Source organism: Promicromonospora alba, from assembly GCF_042654905.1.
Lineage (GTDB): Bacteria > Actinomycetota > Actinomycetes > Actinomycetales > Cellulomonadaceae > Promicromonospora > Promicromonospora alba.
Window position 1 is genome coordinate 160483 of record NZ_JBHSFI010000010.1, and the last position, 22026, is coordinate 182508.

Here is a 22026-nt window from a genome sequence, read left to right on the forward strand (position 1 = left end):
CAAAGACGGAAGGCGGACCGGTGGGTTCGCTCCAGGGGTAACGACCACGGCCGTCGAAGGGTTCCAGCCAGCCGCTCCCCGGCCCCGTCCGCCACCAGCGGATAAAGTGACAGGCATCGCCCACCCGCCCGCGCTCGCGCGGCATGGCGTCCCGTGCTCGACCCGGGTCCATCCCCGCCGAGACCGGCCACGACGTCCTGTCGACGAGCCCTGACAGGACGGCCCGGACGTGCTCCTGGTACTGCTTGCCCACGGGGTCCTGGCTCTCGCCGCCCCCGCTCTCGTCGCGGCCCTGGGCCGGCGCGCCTTCTGGGTGCTCGCCCTCGGCCCGGCAGGTGCGACGGTCTACGCGCTCGCCCGGACCATGGCGGTCCTGGGCGGCGACCCACCTACCGAGCACCTGCGGTGGATCCCTGCGCTCGGGCTCGCGATCGACCTCCGGCTGGATCTCCTGGCCTGGGTGATGCTGCTGGTGGTCGGCGGCGTCGGCACCCTGGTCATGCTCTACTGCAGCGCCTACTTCTCCCGCGAGGCCCACGGCCTCGGCCGGTTCGGCGGCTTCCTCGTGGCGTTCGCCGGCTCGATGGCCGGCCTGGTGGTCGCCGACGACCTGCTCCTGCTGTTCGTGTTCTGGGAGCTCACCACCGTGTTCTCCTACCTGCTGATCGGCCACTACGCGGACCGCACGTCGTCCCGCCGGGCCGCCATGCAGGCGCTGATCGTGACCACTGCCGGTGGCCTGGCCATGCTGGTCGGCGTCGTGATCCTCGGGGTGGGCGCCGGGACCTGGAGCGTCTCCGCGGTCATCACCGACGCGCCGTCGGGCCCGGCGGTCACCGTCGCGGTGGTCTGCCTGCTGGCCGGGGCGGCCACCAAGTCCGCGCTCGTGCCCACGCACTTCTGGCTGCCCGCCGCGATGGCCGCGCCCACCCCCGTCTCGGCATACCTCCACGCCGCCGCGATGGTGAAGGCCGGCATCTACCTGATCGCACGGTTCGCGCCCGCCTTCTCGGACCTCGCGGTCTGGCGGACTGTGGTGCTCGTGCTCGGCGGCGCCACGCTCCTGCTCGGCGGATACCGCGCGCTGCGCCAGCACGACCTCAAGCTCGTGCTCGCGTTCGGCACGGTCTCCCAGCTCGGGCTGCTCACGCTGCTGCTCGGCTACGGGACCCGGGCGACGGCGCTCGCCGGGCTGGCCCTGCTGGGCGCCCACGCCCTGTTCAAGGCCTCGCTGTTCCTGGTGGCCGGCGTCGTCGACGCGGCGACGGGTACCCGCGACCTGCGCAAGCTCGCGGGCGTCGGACGCCGCCTGCCGGTGACCGCGCTCGCCGCGACGCTCGCCACCGCGTCGATGATCGGCCTGCCACCGTTCGCCGGCTACGTCGCCAAGGAGGCGGCGCTCGCCGCGTGGGCGCACGACGGGGACCCGCTCGGCAAGACCATGATCGCGGTGGTCGCCGTGGGCTCCGCCCTGACGGTGGCCTATGGGCTCCGGTTCCTGTGGGGCGCCTTCAAGCCGCGTCTGCCGGCCGGCGCGGAGCGGGTCGGCGCCGAGCGGGTCGGGGCCGAGCGGGCAGCGCAGGGCGAGTCCGAGCAGGACGGGACGCCGGACGCCGTCCACCCACAGCCGTTCTGGATGGTCGCGCCGCCGCTGGTCCTCGCGGTCCTCGGTCTCGCGGTGGCGCTCGTGCCGCACGTCGGCCAGGACCTGCTCGGCCCGTACGCGAACACGTATCCGGCCGGCGAGCCGGGGCACCTCACCCTCTGGGACGGCTTCACCCCGGTCCTGGCGGTCACCGGCGCGGTGCTCCTGGTGGGCGCATGGATGTTCTGGCAACGTGAGCGCGTCGAGCGGCTGCAGGCTGCGCTGTGGTTCCCGGACGGCGCCGACGTCGTCTACCGGCGTCTCATGCGCGCGCTGGACCGGTTCGCGAGCGACGTCACCGCCGGGACCCAGCGCGGTTCCCTGCCGTTCTACCTCGGCGTCATCCTCCTGGTGCTCGCGGTCGGCCCGGGGATCGCCCTCGCGACGGGCCTCGTGGGCGAGGCCGGTACCGGGCCGCTGCCCGTGGTGGCGGACGCCGCAGGGCGCGACGACGTCCTCCGCCTCGGGCCGTTCGCGGTGGTCCCGTGGGACCGTCCGGCGCAGCTCGTCGTCGTCCTCGTGGTCGTGGTGGCCGCAGTACTGGCCGCCCGCGCCCGCCGTCGGCTCAAGGCGGTGTTCCTCGCCGGCGTCGCGGGTTACGGGAACGCCGCGCTGTTCCTGCTGCACGGTGCGCCCGACCTCGCGCTGACCCAGATCCTGTGCGAGACCCTGACGCTGGTCGTCATGGTGCTCGTGCTGCGCCGCCTGCCCCCGTACTTCTCGGACCGGCCGCTGGCGGCGAGCCGCTGGGTCCGGCTCGCGATCGGCGTGCTCACCGGCCTGGTCGTGATGATGTTCGTCGCGGCCGCGCCGCTCGTCCGGGTGCACCCGCCGGTGTCCGTCGACTTCCCCGAGGAGGCCGAGACGTTCGGCGGCGGGCACAACATCGTCAACGTCACCCTCGTCGACATCCGCGCCTGGGACACCGTCGGCGAGATCTCGGTGCTCCTCGTCGCGGCCACCGGCGTCGCCTCGCTCGTCTTCCTGCGCCAGCGCAGCGGTGACGTGCTGCGCCTGGAACCCGCCGGGAATCCCGGCGAAGGCGAGCCGGGCGAAGGCGAGCCCGGCGAGCGGACCGCCCGCGCCGGCACCCGGCAGGTACGGCCGGGCACCTGGCTGCTCGCGGGCCCCACGCTCGACCCGGGCAAGCGGTCGATGCTGTTCGAGATCCTCACCCGCCTGCTGTTCCACCCGATGATCCTGTTCGCCCTGTTCCTGCTGTTCAGCGGGCACAACTCGCCGGGTGGCGGATTCGCCGCGGGCCTGGTCGCCGGGCTGGCGCTGACCGTCCGCTACCTCGCCGGCGGCCGGTACGAGCTCGGCGAGGCGGCCCCCGTGCACCCGGGTCTCGTGCTCGGCACCGGGCTGTTCCTGTCGGCGGGCGTGGGCCTGGTCGCGCTGATCGCCGGCCAGGCGGCGCTCGAGAGCACGATCCTCGACCTGCACCTCCCCGTGCTGGGGCACGTGCACCTGGTCACCAGCCTGTTCTTCGACGTCGGAGTGTTCCTCGTGGTCATCGGCCTGGTCATCGACATCCTGCGCACCTTCGGCGCCGAGCTCGACCGGCAGGCCGAACCGAGCTCCCGCGCCGTCGCCTCCCGCGCCGTCGCCTCGCGCGCCGTCGCCTCGCGCGGCGGCGCAGGTCAGCAGACTGGCGGTGACCGCGGATGATCGTGCTCGACAACGTCCCCTCCGGCGCACTGCTCCTCGCCGTCGGCGTGCTGTTCGCGGCGGGCGTGTACCTGCTGCTCGAACGGTCGCTGACGCGCGTCCTGCTCGGCTTCGTGCTGCTGGGGAACGGGACCAACCTCGCGATCCTGCTGGCCGGTGGCCGGGCGGGCGCGCCGCCGATCACCGGGTCCGGCACCGCTGAACCGATGAGCGACCCGCTGGCGCAGGCGATGATCCTGACGTCCGTGGTCATCACGCTCGCGCTGGTCGCGTTCGTGCTGGCCATGGCCTACCGCTCGTGGCAGCTGCACGGCCACGACGAGGTGCAGGACGACGTGGAGGACACCCGGATCGCGCAGCTCGCCGGCGAGGACGCGCCGTCGTACGCGGACAGCGACGCCCTGGAGTCCGGGACCACCCTGGACGAGGAGGCCGTCGGCGTACGCGACGAGGTGGCGCTCCCCGACCCCGCGGTGCACCCGCGGGCCCGCGGCGGAGGTGACGGCACGTGAACCCGTGGACCGTGCAGACCCTCGTGCCGCTGCCGGTGCTGGTGCCGCTGTTCGCGGCGGGGCTGGCCCTGGCGCTGCACCGGTACGAACGAGCCCAGCGGATCATCTCGGTGGTCGCCCTGTCGGTGGTCGTGGCCGCCGCCGTGGGCCTGGTGGTCGCGGCCCAGGACGGACCGGTGGTGATCGACCTCGGCGGCTGGGCGGCGCCGGTCGGCGTCAACCTGGTGGCCGACCCCCTCGCCTCGCTCATGCTGCTCGTGAGCAGCGTCGTGCTGCTCTGCGTGCTCCTGTACTCGATGGCGCAGGGCATCGCCGACCGCGACGACCGGACCGTGCCCGCGTCCAAGGACGCCGAGGAGCTGCGCAAGGCGCTGGTGGCACAGGACCCGGACGCCGACGAGTCCGGACGCCGCGACGTCCTGCCCGTGGCGATCTTCCACCCGACGTTCCTGATCCTGGCCGCCGGGGTGGCGGACGCCTTCCTCGCCGGGGACCTGTTCAACCTCTACGTGGGGTTCGAGATCCTGCTCGCCGCCTCGTACGTCCTGCTCACGCTCGGCGGCACCAGCGAGCGCATCCGGGCGGGCAGCGTCTACGTGGTCGTCGCGCTGCTCAGCTCGATCGTGTTCCTCCTCGCCGTCGGCCTGGTCTACGCGGCGACGGGCACCGTGAACATGGCCCAGCTCGCCGAGCGCCTGCCCGAGATCGATCCCGGCGTCCGGCTGGGCATCCAGGCCCTGCTGCTGCTCGCGTTCGGGATCAAGGCGGCCATCTTCCCGCTGTCCGCCTGGCTCCCCGACTCCTACCCGACGGCGCCCGCGCCGGTCACCGCGGTGTTCGCGGGCCTGCTCACCAAGGTCGGCGTCTACGCCGTCCTGCGGACCCAGACCCTGCTCTTCCCGCCGAACGAGGCGCTGGAGGCGGTGCTCCTCGTCCTGGCGCTCGCCACGATGCTCGTCGGGATCCTGGGTGCGGTGGCGCAGGACGACGTGAAGCGGCTGCTCTCGTTCACGCTGGTCAGCCATATCGGCTACATGATCTTCGGCGTCGCGCTGGCGACCCAGGCGAGCACTGCGGCGGCGATCTTCTACGTGGTCCACCACATCACCGTGCAGACGGCCCTGTTCCTGGTGGTCGGGCTCATCGAGCGGCGCAGCGGGACGACGTCGCTCGACCGCCTGGGCGGCCTCGCGACCCTGGCCCCCGGCCTGGCGATCCTGTTCTTCGTACCCGCGATGAACCTGGCGGGCATCCCGCCGCTGTCCGGGTTCCTCGGCAAGGTGGGCCTGCTCGAGGCCGGCGTGCTGAACGGCTCAGGGCTGGCCTGGGCCCTGGTGGCCGGTTCGGTGGTCACCTCGCTGCTGACCCTGTACGCCGTGGTCCGGGCCTGGAACAAGGCGTTCTGGCAGCCCTGTCCCGACGACCGGAAGCTACCTGACCCGTCTCCCCTGCCCTGGGGCATGGTCGGCCCGACGGCGGCGCTCGTGGCCGTGAGCGTGAGCCTCACCGTCGCGGCGGGGCCGCTGTACGACTACGCGGCGCGGGCGGCCTACATGGCCCTAGACGGGCGCACGTACGTCGAGGCGGTGTTCCCCGACGGAGCACCGCGCGGCACCGGCACGTCCAACGAGGTGACCGACGACGGGGAGGAGGGATCGCCATGACGGGGACAGGATCCGGCGCGGACGAGAGCGCCCACACCGACGCCGACGCCGAGCAGCAGTCCGAGCGGCCGTGGCGCCGGCGGGCGCGGCGGCTCACCGCGCTGTGGCCGACGACGGTGGTGGGCGCCGTGATCTGGGTACTCCTCTGGGGTGACCTGTCCTGGGCGAACGTGCTGTCCGGTGTGGCGCTCGGCGCACTGGTGGCGCTCGCGTTCCCCCTGCCGTCCGCCGGTACGGACGGGACGCTGCGTCCCGGCCCGCTGGCCCGCCTCGTCGGCCGGTTCGCCAGCGACCTCGTGCTCGCGTCGTTCCAGGTGGCGTGGACTGCCGTCCGGCCGGCACCGCCGCCCCGGGGCGGGCTGGTGTCGGTCCCGCTGCGCTCGACGTCGGACCTGTTCATCGCGACCACCGCCGGGCTGTCGTCCATGGTGCCGGGCACTGTCGTGATCGACCTCGACCGGTCCGACGGGATCCTGCGGCTGCACGTGCTCGACCTCGCCGGTTCGGGTGGCCCCGAAGGCGTCCGGGAGTCGACGAGGGCCCTCGAGGAGCGCCTGCTGCGTGCCTTCGCGACGCGTACGGAGCTGGTCCGGCTCGGCCTCGCCGACCCGTCCGGCCACCCCGTAGCCTCGCCCGGCAAGGAGGGACAGCCATGATGCTCGTCGTCGGGATCGTCGCCACGGCGCTGCTGGCCGCTGGCGCGCTGCTCGCCGTGGTCCGGATGGAGCGCGGTCCGTCGATGCTGGACCGCTCGGTGGCGTTCGACGTGCTGACCACGGCGCTCGTGGGCGCGATAGCTGTCGAGGCCGCGCTGTCCCGCCGCACCGAGTCGGTACCGATCCTCGTGGTGCTGTCGATGGTGGGCTTCATCGGGTCCGTGGCGATCGCCCGCTTCGCCGCCGTCGAGCCGCCCGAGGGCCGGCGGACGGACGGCACAGGACCGGAGGCCGGTCCGCCCGGTCAGGACGCTCCGGGCCAGGACATGCCGGGTCAGGAGGCACCATGAGCGTGCTGACCGATGCCGCCGCCGCGATCTGTCTGCTGCTCGGCGCCTTTTTCTCGTTCTCGGCGGGCGTCGGCGTCGTGCGGTTCGACAACCTGCTCGCCCGGCTGCACGTGGTGGCCAAGCCACAGGTGCTCGGCATGCTCCTGCTCCTGACCGGGGTCGCGCTCCGGCTGCAGGACCGCGGCTCGGTGACCATGCTCGTGCTGGTCGCGGTGTTCCAGCTGATGACCTCCCCGGTGGCCGCGCACATGGTCGGCAGCGCGGGCCTGCGCACGGGCAAGGTCGACCCGGAGCTCCTGAAGACGGACGACGGCGGTGCCACGGGGCCGGACGCCGGGCGCTGAGGCCCGGCGCCGCGCGACTGCTCAGGCGGTGCCCGCTCCGGCGGCCGGCTCGGTGACGGGTTCGGCTTCCGGCTCCGTGGCAGGCCCGGTGGTCGGCCCCGCGGCGAGCTCAGGCACCGGTTCGGTATCCCCACGGTGTCCCGCCTGCAGATCACGCATCCGCTCGGCCGCGACGTAGCCGAACGCGGCCTCGGCGGCCTCGTCGGCCAGCGCCAGCCCGGCGGTGCCGTACAGGTGGAACACCGCGTCGGCGCCGTGCCGCTCGAGCTCGGCAACGTCGTCGTCGTACCGCGCGACGGCGGCGACGGTGCCCTCGAAGCCGCTCGCGCGCAGCTGGGACAGCGCGATGAGGTTGGCGGCGTGGAACGGCATGGCGAGGATCGCCAGTCGGACGGCACCGGCGCTGCGCACCCGGCCCCAGAACTCGATGTCCGTGGCGTCGGCCTGCACCACCGTGAAGCCCTGGGCACGCAAGGACGCGACACGCGCCGGGTCGTGCTCCACGCCCACGACGTTCATGCCGTAGTCCTCGCGCAGCTGGCGGACGGCGCCGCGGCCGACGCGCCCCATCCCGAGCACCAGCGCTTCCGCACCCGACACGTCGATGAGCCGCTCCTCCCGGTGCAGCCACTCGTTGGGCTTGGACGGGAAGCGTTTGGCGAGCGCCATCGCGTACTCGTTGCCGCGGGTGTTGACCGCCGAGGAGAGCACGAAGCTGCCCGCGACGGCGACGGCCAGGACCACCAGCCACTCGTCGTTCAGCAGCCCGGTCTGCGAGCCGACGGCGACGACGATCAGGCCGAACTCGGAGTAGTTGGCCAGCACCAGGCCCGACAGGATCGCCGTACGTTTGCGCAGCCGCATCAGGCGCAGCAGCACCGCCGTCACGATGCCCTGCAGCGGGAGCATCAGCAGCAGGAGCAGCCCGATCGCCGCCGCCTGCCAGGTGAGCTCGCCGGAGAAGCCGATGGACACGAAGAAGCCGACGAGCAGGAGCTCCTTGAGCGTGAACAGGTTGCGCGACAGCTCGGTGGCCGCCGGGTGGCCCGCCAGGAGCATGCCCATGACGAGCGCGCCGAGGTCACCCTTGAGCCCGACGGCGTCGAACAGCGCGTAGCCGGGGCCGAGCGTCACCGCCACGCCGAACAGGGCCTGCAGCTCGCCGTGGCCCACCCTCGACCACACCTTGCGCAGCACCCAGGCGCCCGGGACCAGCAGCACGAGGCCGAACGCCCACGGGCTGGGCGGGTGCTCCGAGGACACGGAGAGGAAGACGACGGCGATCAGGTCCTGCATGACGAGCACACCGATCGCGATCCGGCCGTAGAGGGCGGACTGGTCGGAGCGGCCGTCGAGCACCTTGACCACGAAGACCGTGGAGGAGAACGAGAGGGCGAGCCCCAGCAGCGCGAGGACTCCCAGGCCCTCGTCGGCCAGCATCGAGAACCCGACAGCCCCCAGCAGGCCGAGGAACCCGACCGCGATCGCGACGCTCACCACGAGGTGCGCCATCGTGGTGAACCACACGTCCTTGCGCAGCAGCGTCTTGACGTCGAGCTTGAGCCCGATACCGAAGAGCAGCAGAGTCACGCCCAGGTCGGCGACGGTCCCGAGATAGCCCGGCTCGGAAAGACCGATCGCGTGCAGCCCGAATCCGGCCACCAGGAACCCCACGAGCGGCGGCAGCCGGAGCAGGACCGCCCCGAGCCCGGCCGCGACCGTGACGAGCAGGAAGATCGCAGCGGTTCCCATGGGCCGAGTTTAGTTGGCGTATGTTTCAGACAGCGGCCACCGCAGCGTGCAGAGCGGGTGAAAGAGTGCCCTTGGCCTGCACGGATACACCTCCCAGACCCAGCCACCCCGCCATCTCGTGGAGCTCCGCCGCCAGGCGCGCCGGGGTGTCCGCGGTCACCGTCGGTTCGGCGTGCGCGGACTGCACCAGCAGCACCCCGGCGGCCCGATCCGCCTTGAGGTCGACGCGGGCCGTGAGCTGCGAGTCCTCGAGGAAGGGCAGCACGTAATACCCGTCGACGCGCTGCGCGGCGGGTGTGTAGATACCGATCCGGTACCGCATCCCGAAGAGGCGTTCCAGCCGCGTGCGCTCCCACACCAGCGGGTCGAACGGAGCGAGGAGTGCCTGCCCGGTGGCCTGCCGTGGCCGGACGGCGTCGCGGTGCAGGAACCACTGCTCGGAGCCACCCGCCACACGAGCGGGCAGCAGCACTCCCTCCTCCACGAGATCGGCCAGGGCGCGGTCCGCCACGGGCCCCTTCAGCCGGTAGTAGTCCTTGATGCAGCGCGCCACCCCGATACCGTGCGCCCGCGCCCCGAGCTCCAGCAGCGCCCGCTTGGCCTCCAGCTCCGGCACCTCCCCCAGGGCCGCGGCCGGCAGCACGCGCTCCGGCAGGTCGTACAGCCGCTCGAACTGCGCGTTGCGCCCGGCCGAGACCACCTCCCCCGTGAAGAACAGGTGCTCCACCACACGTTTCTCGGTGCTCCAGTCCCACCACGTGCCGCGCTTGCGGCGCACCGACCGCCCCTCGGACACGAACCGGTCGTGGATCTGCGACGCCGAGAGCGGCCCCTCGGCCGCTACCAGGTTGCGGATCTCGGTGACCTGCGGGGCGTCCGGCAGGCGTACGCCGTCCAGCTCGCGCCAGTCGTACTCCTCGGCGAACCACCTGCGGCGGAAGGCCAGCAACGGCCACGTGCTCGGCGGTACGTAGGCGGCCACGTGCGCCCAGCTCTCCACGAGCCGACGGTCGGCGGTGGCCGCCTTGCCCGTCCGGCGGGCATACCTACCGGACGCGGTCGCCCGGTCCAGCAGACCGGTGTCGTACGAGCCGAGCCGCGAGAACAGGGGCAGCAGGTGCGCCCGCGCGAGGACGTTCACCGAGTCGATCTGGAGCAGGCCCAGCCGGTCGATCACCCCCTGCACGTGCCGCATGGTGCGGGGTCCGGCGGCGCGCGGGCGGTTCAGGCCCTGAGCCGCGACAGCCACCCGGCGAGCCTGGTCGAGAGACAACGAGATCGGTTGCACAGGACCATCGTGCCCGCCCCCACTGACACTCCCCCGCCCAGCCCGTTGAGTGCTGGGTATTTGTGCATCGTGACGGCCCTGCAGCGCAAATACCCAGCACTCAGCGGTCGGGGTGGGTTGGGGGTGTGGACAACCCGCCCGGGGCCGGGTTGTCGTGGAGGGTGGTCCGGTGCAACCTGTTCGCGAGCTCGTCCGCCTGCTGCTGCCCGTCGCCTGCCCGTGCGGCGAGCTCGACGTGCGGTGGTGCGCCAGGTGCGCGGCGCTCCTCGCCGGCCCGCCCGTCCGCGCCGAGCGCGGCGCACCCCGGCTGGACCGGCTCGACGGGGTCCCGCCGGTGCCCGTGTGGGCCCTCACGCCGTACACCGGGCCGATACGGGACGTCGTCGTGCACTGGAAGGATCGCGGGCGGTCAGACCTCGACCGGCTCCTCGCGCCCGCGTTGCGGCGCGCCGCCGTCCGCGTCGGCCCGGTGCTCGCCGCCGCGCTCGGCGGTGCGCCGGTCGCCGTCGTCCCCGTGCCCTCCACCGGGGCGGCACGCAGGGCACGTGGCCGCGAACCCGTGGCGGTCCTGGCCCGTGCGGTCACCCGCGGCCTGCACGACGCCGGGCTCCGCGCCCACCAGGTCCCCGCCCTCGCCCGCCGGGGTGCCGGGCGGGACCAGGTGGGTCTCGGCGCCCGCGCCCGTGGACGCAACCTCGCGGGTGCCGTCCGCATGACGAGACGCGGGGTGTACGCGCTCGGAGAAAGTTCCGTTTGCATTCTTGTCGACGACATCCTCACGACGGGGGCCACCCTGGCCGCCGTCGAGCGGACGCTCGAGCACGCCGGACACGACGTCCTTGGCGCAACGGTGCTGGCAGCGACGCCGCCTCCGGCGCACGAGACCGAGCCCGGCGCGACCCCCGCACCCGGACGCCTGCGGGGTGACTGAGCAGAACCTGAAAGTCTGACAGATCTCTGTCTTCTTGTTCACTGACCGTTGGGGCTGTCGTTACCCAGGGGACGGAGTTAGCCTGAACGTTCCACGCTGGATCGGAGTCCCGCCGAGGTTGACGGGGCATACGCGACGGGAGGTGGTTCGCGCCCGGCACCGGTAGCAGGGGGTGCCATGACGAGTAGAGACGGGCGCGCGCCGCCGGCAAGGGACGGCGTGGCCCAGAGTTCCCGGAGCGGAGATACGCACATGGAAATTGTCGTTGTCGGCAGGCACACGGACGTGGCGGACCGGTTCCGCCAGCACGTAGAGGAGAAGCTCGCGAAGGTCGAGCTGCTGTCCCCCTACGTGCGTCGGGTGGACGTGGAAGTCACGCACGAGAACAACCCGCGACTCTCCGAGAACCGTGAGCGAGTGGAGCTCACGCTGCGCGCGAAGGGCCCGGTGATCCGCGCGGAGGCCGCAGCGGACGACCGCTTCGGCGCCCTGGACCTCGCCATCGACAAGCTCAACGAGCGACTGCGCCGCGACCGCGACCGCCGCAAGGACCACCGGAACAACAAGGTGCTCGCGCCCGTGGACGTCCGGCCCCTCGACGAGATCCTGACCGAGGAGGGCAACGCGTCCGCCAACGCACCCGAGCCGCAGATCTCCACCCCGGCAGCGCTGTCCGCGCCCGGCGACTCGGTGGAGACCACCATCGGTGACTCACCGGTGGTGATCCGGCAGAAGCTCCACCACGCGGACCCGATGACGCTGGACGACGCCGTCTACGAGATGGAGATGGTGGGTCACGACTTCTACCTGTTCATCGACAAGGAGACGTCGCGCCCCTCGGTGCTCTACAAGCGCAAGGGCTGGTCGTTCGGTGTGATCCAGCTCGACAACCCGTGCGGCGCGGCACCGGTCACCGACCTGGCGTGACGGGCCCTCCCGCGAAGTAGAGCGCCTGTCCGCGTCTCCCTGGAGACATCAGGGAGACTCGGACAGGCGCTCTACTTCGCGGAAGGGCAGGTCAGCCTGGGTAGGCAACCAGGTCCACGTCCTCGACCAGCGGCTGCCAGACGCCGGTCTCCTCGTGCTCGAGGTCCCCGTCCTTGGTGACGACCAGCAGTCCCCGGTCCGTCACCCCGGCCGCCAGCTGCTGCACGTCCGTCAGGCCCGGCAGCTGTCGTGACTGGCCCCCGGCACCCGGCTGCCCGCCGACCCCGGCGGTCCAGACGCCGGACACACCGTCGCGGTCCCGCGTCAGGAGCGACAGCGTGGTGAGCCCCGACCACCGGGCCTCCTCGACACCGTCCACCGGCCCCGCGACCGTGAGCGGCGGCGCGAGGCCGACCGGCACGTCGTCGTCGTTCCGCACGATTCCCGCCACCTGCACCTGGGTGCCCGACGGCGCATGGCTCACGATCGCTATGCGGGCCCCCTCCGGCGACACGGAAACGCTCAGCACCTTGCGACCGCCCAGCCATTCGGCCGGCACGGTGACCTCTGTGCCCGACGCCGGCAGCACCCGCAGGTCGTTCGTCCCGCCGCTGGTCCAGGTGTTGCCGAACTTGTCGACCGAGGGGGCAGCGAGATCCGGCCCCTCGATGTCAGGACGGTCCTCGCCGTCGACCGAGACGTTCACTATCCGGTCGGTGCCGTCCCGCACCACTATCGGTTTGGTCGCCGGGCTCACCGCGAGCGCCGTCGGATCGAGCGTCGCCAGGTCCACCGGCAGGTCGTGCTCGACGGGCCGGCCGTCCTCGTCGATGCGGTACAGCTGATCGTCCTTCAGGAACATCGCCTGGACGATCGTCGCGGGCAGCTTGACGTTGACCGCGTCGACCGCGAGGCGGCTGGTGCCGTTGTACAGGTCGACGGGCACCGTGCGGCCTGCTCCCTCCGAGAAGGTCGCCGAGATCTGTGCGGCGATCGATGAGCGCTGGGCGCCGGTAGCGCTGCTGATCTGCTCGCTGAGGCGGACGGCGACCGGCTCGTCGCCGTCCGCCTCCTGGATCGTCGGCGACGCGAGCTGGGTGCCTTCGGGAAACAGGGACCGGGCGGCTCCCTGCAGCCACTCGGGCGGTCCGGCGAGGAGCTCCTCGACCGCGTCCAACCGCCAGGAGTTCCGGGGGAACCAGCGCAGGTCCGGGATGAGGCTGTTGGCGTCCTCGCCCTCGGCGGAGAAGTACAGCCGGGTCGCCCGGAACTGGGTGGGGAACAGGTTGGCCGGCACGAGCACGCCGTTGTCGAGCACTGAGATGCGCCACTCCTCGCCGACCTTGGTGAGAGTGAACTGGTAGCTCACCTTCCCGGGTTCCGCCGCCTCGGTGTACGCGCCGGCGGTGTCGAGGGTCGCGATGGTGGTCGCGCGCACGACGACGTCCAGGGTCTCGGCGCCCTCGATGTCGGTGCCGGTCTCGAACGGATCCGGCATGGGCGGCTCGCGGACCACTCGCACCGACGCATAGGGGTCCCATGTTTCCGCGGCGTCCTCGGTGAGGAACTCCCGGGCGGTCTGGTACTCCTTCGGCGACGTCGGTGCGGCGACGACCGCGCCGAGGAATCCCTGCACGATGAAGTTCGGTTCGGCGCCGGGCGTCGGGCCCTGCGGGAGCAGCGCCAGGTCGGCCTGCGGGTCCTGGTCGGCGGTACTCACCCGTACCGGGCCCGACGTCGGGATCTGGGCGCAGGCCCCGAGCCCGGCGACACAGGCGAGCGCGGCGACGGCGGCCACCACCACGCGGGTCGTCCTACGCATCAGTGCACCTCCACGTCGTTGCCTGCCGGCTGTTCCGGGCCGGCCAGCCGTTCGGCGCCGTCGCATCCGGGGTCGGACAGGTCGGGGATCGCCGTCGGCGTGGGGCCTGCCGACGGATTGACCACCGGGATCTGGCCGGTCCGGAGCCCGGGCTCGTGCGAGGCGGGCGCCATGGTCACCGGCGGCTCGGCGATCTGCACACCGGCGCTGCGGGGCAGCGTCAGCCGGAAGCTCGCACCCTGTCCCGGGCGGCCCCACGCGTCGAGACGCCCGGCGTGCAGGTGCGCGTCCTCGAGCGCTATCGCCAGCCCGAGGCCGGACCCGCCGGTGGTGCGGGCGCGCGCCGGGTCTGCCCGCCAGAAGCGGTCGAAGACGTGCTCGACCTCCTGCTTGGTCATGCCGACGCCGTAGTCCCGCACCACCACGGCGACCGCGCGGTCGTCCTCGGCGACGGTCACCTCGACCGGCCGCTCCTCGGCGTGCTCGATCGCGTTGACCACGAGGTTGCGCAGGATGCGCTCGATCCGGCGGGGGTCGAAGTCGGCCGCCGCGTCGGAGTCGGGCAGCCGTACCGAGACCTGCACGTCCTTGGTCTTGGCGAGCGGGGCGGCCTGCTCCACCACCGACATGACCACGTCGCGCAGGTCGCGGCGCTCGGCGTCGAGGACCGCGGCGCCGGCGTCGAACCGGCTGATCTCCAGCAGGTCGGCCAGCAGCGACTCGAACCGGTCGATCTGGCCGAGGAGCAGCTCGGCGGAGCGGGCGGCGTCCTCGTCCATCTGGTGCCTGGACTCGTGGATGATCTCGCTCGCCATCCGGATGGTCGTGAGCGGGGTGCGCAGCTCGTGCGACACGTCGGAGACGAACCGGCGCTGCATGGCCGAGAGCTCCTCCATGCGCCGGATCTGGTCCTGGAGGCTCTCGGCCATCTCGTTGAACGAGCGCGCGAGGCTCGCCATCTCGTCGGTGCCCCGCGCGCCCGGCATCCGTTCGGAGAGGTGCCCCTCGGCGAGGCGCTCCGCCACGGTCGCGGCGCGGGTCACCGGGGTGACCGTCTGCCGGGCCATCGTCCAGGTGACGACCCCGAGCAGCGCAAGCATCCCGAACCCGCCGGCCAGCAGCACGCGGTGCACGAACGACAGCGTCTCCTGCTCCGGCTCCAGCGAGTAGAGGTAGTAGATCTCGTACCTGGCGCCAGGAGCGGCCTGGACCGTGGAGCCCACGATGACGCCAGGGAGGACCATGCCGTTGGCCTGCCGCGACGGGATGCCCACCGCCTGCAGCACCTGGTCGTCGTCGGAGGCGAGGTTCGCCGTGCGCACCTCGTCGGTGATGATCACGTCGGTCAGGTCGGGCCGCGTGACGATGTCGCTCACCCGGACGGTGGTGCCCATCTCGTGGAGCAGGAAGTACGCCTCCGCCGTGGAGCCGCCCGTGGAGGCGAGCGTCGCGATGGAGTCCCTCAGGAGGATCTGCAGGGCACCGTCCGACGTCGTCGCGGTGTCCGAGAAGCTCTCCGCCACCTGCTCGGTCAGTCGGGCGGCCTCCCGGTCGATCGCGGCGAGCCGCTGCTCGTAGATGCCGTCCCGGACCGACGTCGACAGGTACAGCCCGAGCACGACGATCGCCGCGAGACCGATGGCCAGCGCTGTGGTGACCACGCGCAGCTGCATGGAGGAGCGCCACTGCGCGACCGAGCGCCGTGTGAACCGGACCGTGACCACCCGGGCCCGGTGCACCGCCCGGCGCAGCCGTGTGACCAGGCCGTGCGGCATCAGCGTGTCGCGCCCGCCTTGTAACCGACGCCGCGCACCGTCAGGACGATCTCCGGGTTCTCCGGGTCACGCTCGATCTTGGAGCGCAGGCGCTGGACATGGACGTTGACCAGGCGCGTGTCGGCGCTGTGCCGGTAGCCCCAGACCCGCTCCAGCAGCACCTCACGCGTGAACACCTGCCACGGCTTGCGGGCCAGCGCCACGAGCAGGTCGAACTCCAGGGGGGTGAGCGCTATGCGCTCGCCGTCGCGCGTCACCGTGTGGCCGGTGACGTCGATCTCCACGTCACCCACCGCCAGGCGCTCCGGACCGGGGTCCTCGCTGCGGCGCATGCGGGCCTTGATCCGCGCGACGAGCTCCTTGGGCTTGAACGGCTTCGAGACGTAGTCGTCGGCGCCGGACTCCAGGCCCACCACTACGTCGAGCGTGTCGGCCTTGGCCGTCAGCATGATGATCGGCACACCCGACTCGGCCCGGATCTCGCGGCAGACCTGCACGCCGTCCTTGCCGGGCAGCATGAGATCGAGCAGCACGAGGTCCGGCTGATGGGTGCGGAACATCCCCAGCGCGGAGTCGCCGTCGGCACAGAACACGGCGTCGATCCCCTCGCCCTTGAGGACGATGCCGATCATTTCCGCCAGTGCTGTGTCGTCGTCGACGACGAGAACTCGTACCTTCATGTCCTCCAGTGTGCCAGGCTGGTCCAGCAAACCCGGCCTTTCAGCCCGTGACCGGCGCGCTCACCGCAGGTTCACCCGCCCGGAGCACCCCGCAGGGCTCTGGCCGGCACGACCGTCCCGAGGGGGACAACCCCCGTCGGACGTGGCGGCGGGCACCATGTCGCGAGGCCCTGGCCAGGGGCGAACCTGGCACCATGACAACCATGACCGCCGACCGGCCAGCAGCCGGCTCCGTGACCGGGCGGGCCGCCCGTCCGGGCCCGAACTTCCTCACTGCTCCCCTCGCGGGCCGCACCTGGCGCGAGCAGGGCTACCTCGCACTGGTGCTCCTGCTCGCACCGTTCGCGTTCACCTACACGATCTTCGCCGTGAGCTTCACGGCGAGCATCGCCGTCACCGTGGTCGGGCTCTTCGTCGCCGGTGCCGTGGTCCTCGGCGCGCGCGGCTGGGGTGCGGCCTACCGCAGCCTGGCCCGCGAGCTGCTCGACCTCGACGTCGCGGCGCCCACCTCGTACGTCCGGCCGCGCGGCTTCTGGCGGACCATCGGGTCCATGCTCGGCGACTCCACCGGCTGGCGCGCCCTGCTCTTCATGTTCATCGCGTTCCCCCTCTCCATCCTGTCGTTCGTCGTGAGCATCACGTTCCTCGCGACCGGCCTGGGCGGCCTGACCTACTGGTTCTGGTACCGGTTCCTGCCGTTGCAGCTCGGTTCCGACGGCGAGCTGCACCGCGGCGCGCAGTTCGGCTCGTCGTACTTCCTGGACACGCCCCCGCGCCTCGCGCTGGCCGCGCTGGTCGGCCTCGGCTTCGTCCTGTGCTGGCCGTGGATCACCCGCATGTTCACGATGCTCTTCGGCGCGCTGACGCGTGGCCTGCTCAGCCCGACCCGTGCGAGCCTGCGCGTCGCCGAGCTCGAGCGGTCCCGCACCGGCACGGTTGACGACGCCGACGCCCGCCTGCGCAGCATCGAGCGGGACCTGCACGACGGCACGCAGGCCCGGCTGGTCGCCGTCGCCATGCAGCTCGGCGAGGCACGCGAGCACCTGGCCGACGGCGGCGACGTCGAGCAGGCCGCCGAGCTGGTCGACACCGCGCACTCCTCCACCAAGGAGGCGCTCGTCGAGCTGCGCGAGCTGGCGCGGGGCATCCACCCGCCCGCGCTCGACAGCGGCCTCACCGTCGCGCTCGAGACGCTCGCGGCGCGTTCGGCGCTGCCGGTCAACGTGGACGTCGACCCAGCTGTGGAGGCGGACGGCCGCCTGGCCCCGGCCCTCGAGTCGATCGCCTACTTCAGCGTCGCCGAGCTCGTGACCAACGCCGCCAAGCACGCCCGCGCCACCGGGGTGTACGTCCTGGTCGAGCCGCTCGGCGACACGAGTGGCTCCGTGCGGATCCGCGTGCGGGACGACGGCCGCGGCGGCGCGACCGTCGTGTCGCCCGACGGTTCCGGCCTGCGTTCCGGGCTGGCGGGTCTTGCCGAGCGGGTGCGCTCCGTCGACGGCACGTTCGACCTGTCCAGCCCTGTCGGCGGGCCTACGGTAGTGACCGTGATCCTGCCGACCACGAGCCCGGCGGACCGTGCATGACCGGGCCGAACCTGCCTGTGTCGGACCCGCCGGCGCCGAGCCTGCGTGTGCTCCTCGCGGAGGACTCGGCGATCCTCCGGGACGGGCTCGCCGCCCTGCTGACCCGGCGCGGCCACACCGTGACCACCGTCGGGGACGGCGCGGCCCTGGAGCGTGCGGTCGTGCAGCTCGCACGCGAGGAGAAGCTGCCCGACGTCGTGGTCGCGGACATCCGCATGCCGCCGAGCTTCACCGACGAGGGCCTGCGTGCGGTGCTGGGTCTGCGGACCCGGCACCCGGGCCTGCCGGTGCTGCTGTTCTCGCAGTACGTCGAGACGCGGTACGCGAGCCGGCTGCTGGCCGGCGACGCGCGTGGCGTCGGCTACCTGCTCAAGGACCGGGTGGCGGACGTGCGCGACTTCGTCGACGCCCTCGGGCGCGTGGCCGGCGGCGCCACGGTGCTGGACCCCGAGGTCGTCTCGCAGCTCATGGGCTCCGCCCGGCAGGACGACGACCTGGAGCGCCTCTCCGCCCGCGAACGGGAGGTGCTGGGCCTCATGGCCCAGGGCCGGTCCAACGGGGCGATCGCAGAGCTGCTGCACCTGTCGTACGGCGCCGTCGAGAAGAACGTGGCGGCGATCTTCACCAAGCTGGACCTGCCCCAGGACGCCGCGGACCACCGCCGCGTCCTGGCGGTGCTCCGGCACCTCGGGGTATGACGACGATGGGGGTTTACCCCCCGTCGGGGTCGGGTTGTCTGGGGGTGGGCTCGGGGGTTCACCCGATATCGGGCCCGGTGAGGGTCCGCCATAGTTTTCCCATGACCGCGTTGAGCCCGGATCGACACCCCACGTTCACCAGTGCGAAGCCGGACGCCCGTATCGAGCCCATAGGCTTATCGGCCATGAACCAGGAACCCCGCACCCGGAGCGGAGCGTGAACGACACCGTCACGCTCGTCACGGGCATCGCCGTCGGCCTGGCCCTCATCGACGCCATGCTCTTCGCCGCCAGCGCCACGCTGCAGCACCACGCGGTGTCGGACAAGCAGGCGGACGGACACCTGACGATGCGCGGCCTGCTCAGCGTCGTCAAGCAACGACGCTGGCAGGCGGGCATAGCGCTCGGCGGTCTCGCGGTCCTGCTGCACGCGATCGCCCTGCTGCTCGCGCCCCTCCGCGTGGTCCAGCCCGTCGGCGTGCTCGCCGTCCCCATCGCCGTGCTGCTCACCGCAGCCCGCGTGCGGCTCCGGCCGCCCCGCGGGGTCGTGCTCGGCGCGGCCCTCGCCGTGACGGGCGTCGTCTCGTTCGTGATCGTCTCCGCCGGCTCCGTGACGAGCCACCCGCCCAGGGGCTCGGCGGTCGTGGCGGCCTGCCTGGTGGTCGCCGCCCTGGTGGTGCTGCTGACCTTCGCCGGGCTGGCCTCACGCGGCTGGCTGCGCTGCGTCGCCTACGCCACCGCGGCGGCCACCGCCTTCGGCCTCGTCTCGGCCCTGGTCCGAGCCGTCTCCCTGAGCGTCACATCCGGCGAGGCCGAGCTGCTCGACACCGGGACGCTCCTCGCCGGCGCCGTGATCCTCGTTGTCACCGTGGGTGGCGGCTGGCTCGTCCAGCAGGCCTACGCGGCGGGCGCCCCCGCGGTCGTCGTCGCCTCCCTGACCGTGGTCGACCCGATCGTCGCCGTGCTGCTCGGCGCGGTGCTGCTCGGGGAGGGCGCACACACCCCGCTCGGTCTCTGGCTCGTGATGGGCGCCGCGACCGCTGCGGCCGTCGCCGGTGTCATCACCCTGGCCAAGCACCACCCTGACGCGACCACCCGTGCCACACCGGTCGAGGTCCTCCTCGAGGCGAGCCGGCCGTGACGGACGGCCTGCACGTCTGTTTCTTCACCGACCAGCACCCGCGCACGCTCGGGGGCGCCCAGGCGTCGGTCCTCCTCCAGCGCACCTTCCTGGAACGCGCCGGGCACACCGTCACGATCGTCGCCCCGCGGGATCCGGCAGGCGGCAGCGACGACCCCGGCGTCGTCGCCCTGCCCGCGCTGACCGTCGCGCAGGGCCAGTACTCCGCAGTCCTGCCCTCGAGCAGGATGGACGCCAGGGTGGACCACGCGCTCGAGGCCCGCGGCCCGGTCGACGTCGTGCACCTGCAGGGCGACTTCTGGGGCGCCTGGCTCGGCAAGCGGTACGCGGCGCGGCACCGGCTCCCGCTCGTGCTCACCACGCACACCAACGTCGACGCCTCGTTCCGGGCGGTCGCCGGGCCGGCGGCCGGGCTCGGCCTCCGCACCGTCGCCGCATGGCAGCGCCAGGCGACCGGAGACCGCGCCCGGCGGTCCGGCCACGGCAGCGGATACGACTACCTGCGCGCGCTCGCCTCCGGCGCCGACGCCGTGGTCGCGCCCAGCGGCCACTTCGCCGCACGGCTCCGCGAGGCGGGCCTGCCCGTCACCGCCGTCATACCCACGGGGGTCCATGACGACGACGTCGCCGCCTCCGCCGGCCGCGGCCCCCGGCAGGACGGTCACTCCCGGCAGGACGATCAGGTCAGCCTCGTGTGGCTCGGGCGGTTCAGCGCGGAGAAGCGTCCGCTGGAGCTCATCGAGGCGATCGCGGCCACCGACCAGCGCACAGTGGCGGACCTGTACGGCACCGGCACGCTGTTCGACCGCGCGCAACGTCAGGTGCGGGCGCTCGGGCTGACGGACCGGGTCCGGCTGCACGGCGCCGTCGACCACACGGAGGCGCTCCGCGCCATCGCGTCAGCAGACCTGCTGGTCCAGACGTCCCGCGGGTTCGAGACGCAGGGCATGACGGTCTACGAAGCCCTCGCCCTCGGTGTCCCGGTAGTGGTGTGCGACCGCGCGATCGCCGACGAGCTGGGCGGGGACGACGCGCCGTGGGTCTGGTGCGCCGAGGGCCCCGAGCCGGGCTCGCTGGCCGACGCGCTCGGCACCGCCGCGCGGGCCGTCCGTGCGCAGGACGGCCCACGGGTTCCGCGCTCGTTCTCGACCGGGCTGCTCCAGTCGGCGCAGACCGAGCGACTGCTGGCGGTCTACGCGGAGGCCCTGGGTACAGCCCGCTCTCAGAGCCGTCCCGCCGCTTTGAGCGCCAGGTACTCGTCCGCGAGGCGCGGGGCCAGGTCGTCCGGCAACGCCTCGACGACGTCGGCCCCGTAGCGGCGCAGCATCGTCGTCACCGCCGTGCGCTCCAGGTCCCCGCGCGCGGCGGCCGCGGCGTCGTACACCTCGGCGACCGTGTCGCGGCCGGCGCGCAGCCCGGCCACCTCCTCGTCCGCGACCGAGGCGACGACCACCGTGTGGTCGCGCGCGAGCTGGTCGACCACCGGCAGCAGGCCGTTCTCCACCGCCGCCGGGTCGAGGGTCGTCAGCAGCACCACGAGCGCGCGCTGCGTCATGCGCGTGCGCACCTGAGCCACCACGCCCGGCCAGTCGGTCTCCAGCAGCACCGGTTCGACGGTGGCCAGCGACTCCGCCATGGCGGGCATGAGCCGCGGACCGGCAGCTCCCACCACGCGGGAGCGCACCGTGCGGTCGAACGCCACGAGCTCGACGCGGTCGCCCGCATGGCCGGCCAGCGCCGCGAGCAGCAGCGCCGCCTCGATGCTGGCGTCCAGCCGGGGTGCGCCGGTGGAGTCGGCGGCGCCCACCCGAGCGGCCGACGTACGCCCCGTGTCCAGCACGATCAGCACGCGCCGGTCCCGCTCGGGACGCCACGTGCGCACCACGACCTCGCGGCGGCGGGCGGTGGCGCGCCAGTCGATCGAGCGGACGTCGTCACCCACCACGTACTCCCGCAGCGAGTCGAACTCCGTACCCTCGCCGCGGATCTGCACCGCCGCGCGGCCGTCCATCTCCCGCAGCCGCGCCAGGCGGGACGGCAGGTGCTTGCGGCTCGCGAACTCCGGCAGCACCCGCAGTCGGCCCGGCACGGGCAGGGTCACCTGGCGGCCCGCCAGACCGAGCGGGCCGAGGCTGCGGATCGTCACCCCGCCGGCCGTGCGGTCGCCGCGTCGGGTCGGCACGAGAGTGGTGGGCAGGCGTGCCGCCTCACCGTCGGGCAGGTCCACGTGGTGGCGACCCGATCCGCCCGACGCCGGACGTACCCGCTCGGTCGTCCCCCTGCCCTGACCCGCGCCGGCCGACGGCCCCCACGCGTCCCGGACCACTGCACGCAGCCGCCGTCCGGAGGCGTTCCGGACCACCAGCTCGCTGGTGGCCTCGGAGCGCAGCCGGACCGAACCCGGCACCCGCCGCTGCACCGCCACCCGTCGCGGCGAGGCGGCCAGCACGGCGTCGACGACGCAGGCAAGGACCACCACCGTCGCCCATACGAGCACCGTCCCGTTCGCCGGGAGGAGCAGCACCGGAACCACGCCGAGCCCCATCAGGGCGGCGGCCCGCCACGTCACGACCATGCGCGCGGC

General features: G+C 72.9%; 18 protein-coding genes. 12 read left to right on the top strand and 6 right to left on the bottom strand.

The window, feature by feature from the left end; translation table 11 throughout:
- Positions 1-229 precede the first annotated feature (229 nt).
- The 6 genes from ACFO6V_RS27535 to mnhG are packed head-to-tail and all read left to right on the top strand — an operon-like array spanning position 230 to position 6842.
- Positions 230-3316, top strand: a complete 3087-nt coding sequence (locus ACFO6V_RS27535; protein ID WP_377142214.1) for a Na+/H+ antiporter subunit A — start codon at positions 230-232, stop codon at positions 3314-3316.
- Positions 3313-3828, top strand: coding sequence for a Na(+)/H(+) antiporter subunit C (locus tag ACFO6V_RS27540; RefSeq protein ID WP_377142216.1), 516 nt, complete (start codon positions 3313-3315; stop codon positions 3826-3828). The genes ACFO6V_RS27535 and ACFO6V_RS27540 overlap by 4 nt, the downstream gene beginning before the upstream one ends.
- Complete coding sequence (locus ACFO6V_RS27545; protein WP_377142219.1) at positions 3825-5492, top strand: Na+/H+ antiporter subunit D; 1668 nt, start codon at positions 3825-3827, stop codon at positions 5490-5492. Before ACFO6V_RS27540 ends, ACFO6V_RS27545 begins: the two co-directional genes overlap by 4 nt.
- Positions 5489-6148, top strand: coding sequence for a Na+/H+ antiporter subunit E (locus tag ACFO6V_RS27550; RefSeq protein WP_377142221.1), 660 nt, complete (start codon positions 5489-5491; stop codon positions 6146-6148). Before ACFO6V_RS27545 ends, ACFO6V_RS27550 begins: the two co-directional genes overlap by 4 nt.
- Positions 6145-6498: an MrpF/PhaF family protein gene (locus ACFO6V_RS27555; protein WP_377142224.1), complete on the top strand. Its 354-nt coding sequence runs from the start codon at positions 6145-6147 to the stop codon at positions 6496-6498. Before ACFO6V_RS27550 ends, ACFO6V_RS27555 begins: the two co-directional genes overlap by 4 nt.
- Positions 6495-6842, top strand: coding sequence for a monovalent cation/H(+) antiporter subunit G (gene mnhG / locus ACFO6V_RS27560; protein ID WP_377142227.1), 348 nt, complete (start codon positions 6495-6497; stop codon positions 6840-6842). Before ACFO6V_RS27555 ends, mnhG begins: the two co-directional genes overlap by 4 nt.
- A gap of 21 nt (positions 6843-6863) precedes the next feature.
- Here mnhG and ACFO6V_RS27565 read toward each other — a convergent pair whose 3' ends face one another.
- Together ACFO6V_RS27565 and ACFO6V_RS27570 are read right to left on the bottom strand one after the other, a co-directional pair.
- Positions 6864-8594 carry a cation:proton antiporter domain-containing protein gene (locus ACFO6V_RS27565; RefSeq protein WP_377142230.1) on the bottom strand — a complete coding sequence of 577 codons (1731 nt, stop codon included), beginning with the start codon at positions 8592-8594 and terminating at the stop codon, positions 6864-6866.
- A gap of 25 nt (positions 8595-8619) precedes the next feature.
- Positions 8620-9843, bottom strand: coding sequence for a winged helix-turn-helix domain-containing protein (locus ACFO6V_RS27570; protein WP_377142232.1), 1224 nt, complete (start codon positions 9841-9843; stop codon positions 8620-8622).
- Between the two features lie 208 nt (positions 9844-10051).
- Between ACFO6V_RS27570 and ACFO6V_RS27575 the strand changes: the two genes are divergently transcribed.
- Positions 10052-10813, top strand: a complete 762-nt coding sequence (locus ACFO6V_RS27575; RefSeq protein ID WP_377142235.1) for a ComF family protein — start codon at positions 10052-10054, stop codon at positions 10811-10813.
- Positions 10814-11065: 252 nt separating this feature from the next.
- A complete protein-coding gene (gene hpf, locus ACFO6V_RS27580; RefSeq protein WP_357511599.1) occupies positions 11066-11740 on the top strand; it encodes a ribosome hibernation-promoting factor, HPF/YfiA family in 675 nt (224 codons plus the stop codon).
- A 91-nt stretch (positions 11741-11831) separates the two neighbouring features.
- Here hpf and ACFO6V_RS27585 read toward each other — a convergent pair whose 3' ends face one another.
- Genes ACFO6V_RS27585 through mtrA form a run of 3 tightly spaced genes read right to left on the bottom strand, consistent with a single transcriptional unit; the run spans position 11832 to position 16017 of the window.
- A complete protein-coding gene (locus ACFO6V_RS27585) occupies positions 11832-13562 on the bottom strand; it encodes an LpqB family beta-propeller domain-containing protein (RefSeq protein WP_377142239.1) in 1731 nt (576 codons plus the stop codon).
- A complete protein-coding gene (gene mtrB / locus ACFO6V_RS27590) occupies positions 13562-15337 on the bottom strand; it encodes an MtrAB system histidine kinase MtrB (RefSeq protein ID WP_377142242.1) in 1776 nt (591 codons plus the stop codon). Before mtrB ends, ACFO6V_RS27585 begins: the two co-directional genes overlap by 1 nt.
- Entirely contained in the window at positions 15337-16017 is a 681-nt protein-coding gene (mtrA, locus tag ACFO6V_RS27595) for an MtrAB system response regulator MtrA (RefSeq protein WP_377142244.1), read from the bottom strand. Before mtrA ends, mtrB begins: the two co-directional genes overlap by 1 nt.
- 194 nt (positions 16018-16211) lie before the next feature.
- Between mtrA and ACFO6V_RS27600 the strand changes: the two genes are divergently transcribed.
- The 4 genes from ACFO6V_RS27600 (at position 16212) to ACFO6V_RS27615 (ending at position 20758) form a co-directional block, all read left to right on the top strand.
- Positions 16212-17603: a sensor histidine kinase gene (locus ACFO6V_RS27600; RefSeq protein ID WP_377142247.1), complete on the top strand. Its 1392-nt coding sequence runs from the start codon at positions 16212-16214 to the stop codon at positions 17601-17603.
- Positions 17600-18301: a response regulator gene (locus ACFO6V_RS27605; protein ID WP_377142250.1), complete on the top strand. Its 702-nt coding sequence runs from the start codon at positions 17600-17602 to the stop codon at positions 18299-18301. The genes ACFO6V_RS27600 and ACFO6V_RS27605 overlap by 4 nt, the downstream gene beginning before the upstream one ends.
- Positions 18302-18518: 217 nt before the next feature.
- The gene (locus ACFO6V_RS27610) at positions 18519-19442 is read left to right on the top strand and encodes a hypothetical protein (RefSeq protein WP_377142253.1); all 924 of its coding nucleotides are present in this window, start codon (positions 18519-18521) and stop codon (positions 19440-19442) included.
- Entirely contained in the window at positions 19439-20758 is a 1320-nt protein-coding gene (locus ACFO6V_RS27615) for a glycosyltransferase (protein WP_377142256.1), read from the top strand. The genes ACFO6V_RS27610 and ACFO6V_RS27615 overlap by 4 nt, the downstream gene beginning before the upstream one ends.
- Here the strand turns inward: ACFO6V_RS27615 and ACFO6V_RS27620 are convergent.
- On the bottom strand, positions 20665-22017 hold the full coding sequence (locus ACFO6V_RS27620) for a DUF58 domain-containing protein (RefSeq protein WP_377142259.1): 1353 nt from the start codon (positions 22015-22017) through the stop codon (positions 20665-20667). The genes ACFO6V_RS27615 and ACFO6V_RS27620 overlap by 94 nt on opposite strands.
- Between the last annotated feature and the right edge of the window lie 9 nt (positions 22018-22026).

Coding starts and splice junctions, on each gene's coding strand:
- mtrB (WP_377142242.1), bottom strand. CDS start 15,337: ATGCCGCACGGCCTGGTCACACGGCTGCGCCGGGCGGTGCACCGGGCC.
- mtrA (WP_377142244.1), bottom strand. CDS start 16,017: ATGAAGGTACGAGTTCTCGTCGTCGACGACGACACAGCACTGGCGGAA.
- ACFO6V_RS27565 (WP_377142230.1), bottom strand. CDS start 8,594: ATGGGAACCGCTGCGATCTTCCTGCTCGTCACGGTCGCGGCCGGGCTC.
- ACFO6V_RS27585 (WP_377142239.1), bottom strand. CDS start 13,562: ATGCGTAGGACGACCCGCGTGGTGGTGGCCGCCGTCGCCGCGCTCGCC.
- ACFO6V_RS27550 (WP_377142221.1), top strand. CDS start 5,489: ATGACGGGGACAGGATCCGGCGCGGACGAGAGCGCCCACACCGACGCC.
- ACFO6V_RS27620 (WP_377142259.1), bottom strand. CDS start 22,017: ATGGTCGTGACGTGGCGGGCCGCCGCCCTGATGGGGCTCGGCGTGGTT.
- hpf (WP_357511599.1), top strand. CDS start 11,066: ATGGAAATTGTCGTTGTCGGCAGGCACACGGACGTGGCGGACCGGTTC.
- ACFO6V_RS27555 (WP_377142224.1), top strand. CDS start 6,145: ATGATGCTCGTCGTCGGGATCGTCGCCACGGCGCTGCTGGCCGCTGGC.
- ACFO6V_RS27540 (WP_377142216.1), top strand. CDS start 3,313: ATGATCGTGCTCGACAACGTCCCCTCCGGCGCACTGCTCCTCGCCGTC.
- ACFO6V_RS27600 (WP_377142247.1), top strand. CDS start 16,212: ATGACAACCATGACCGCCGACCGGCCAGCAGCCGGCTCCGTGACCGGG.
- mnhG (WP_377142227.1), top strand. CDS start 6,495: ATGAGCGTGCTGACCGATGCCGCCGCCGCGATCTGTCTGCTGCTCGGC.
- ACFO6V_RS27605 (WP_377142250.1), top strand. CDS start 17,600: ATGACCGGGCCGAACCTGCCTGTGTCGGACCCGCCGGCGCCGAGCCTG.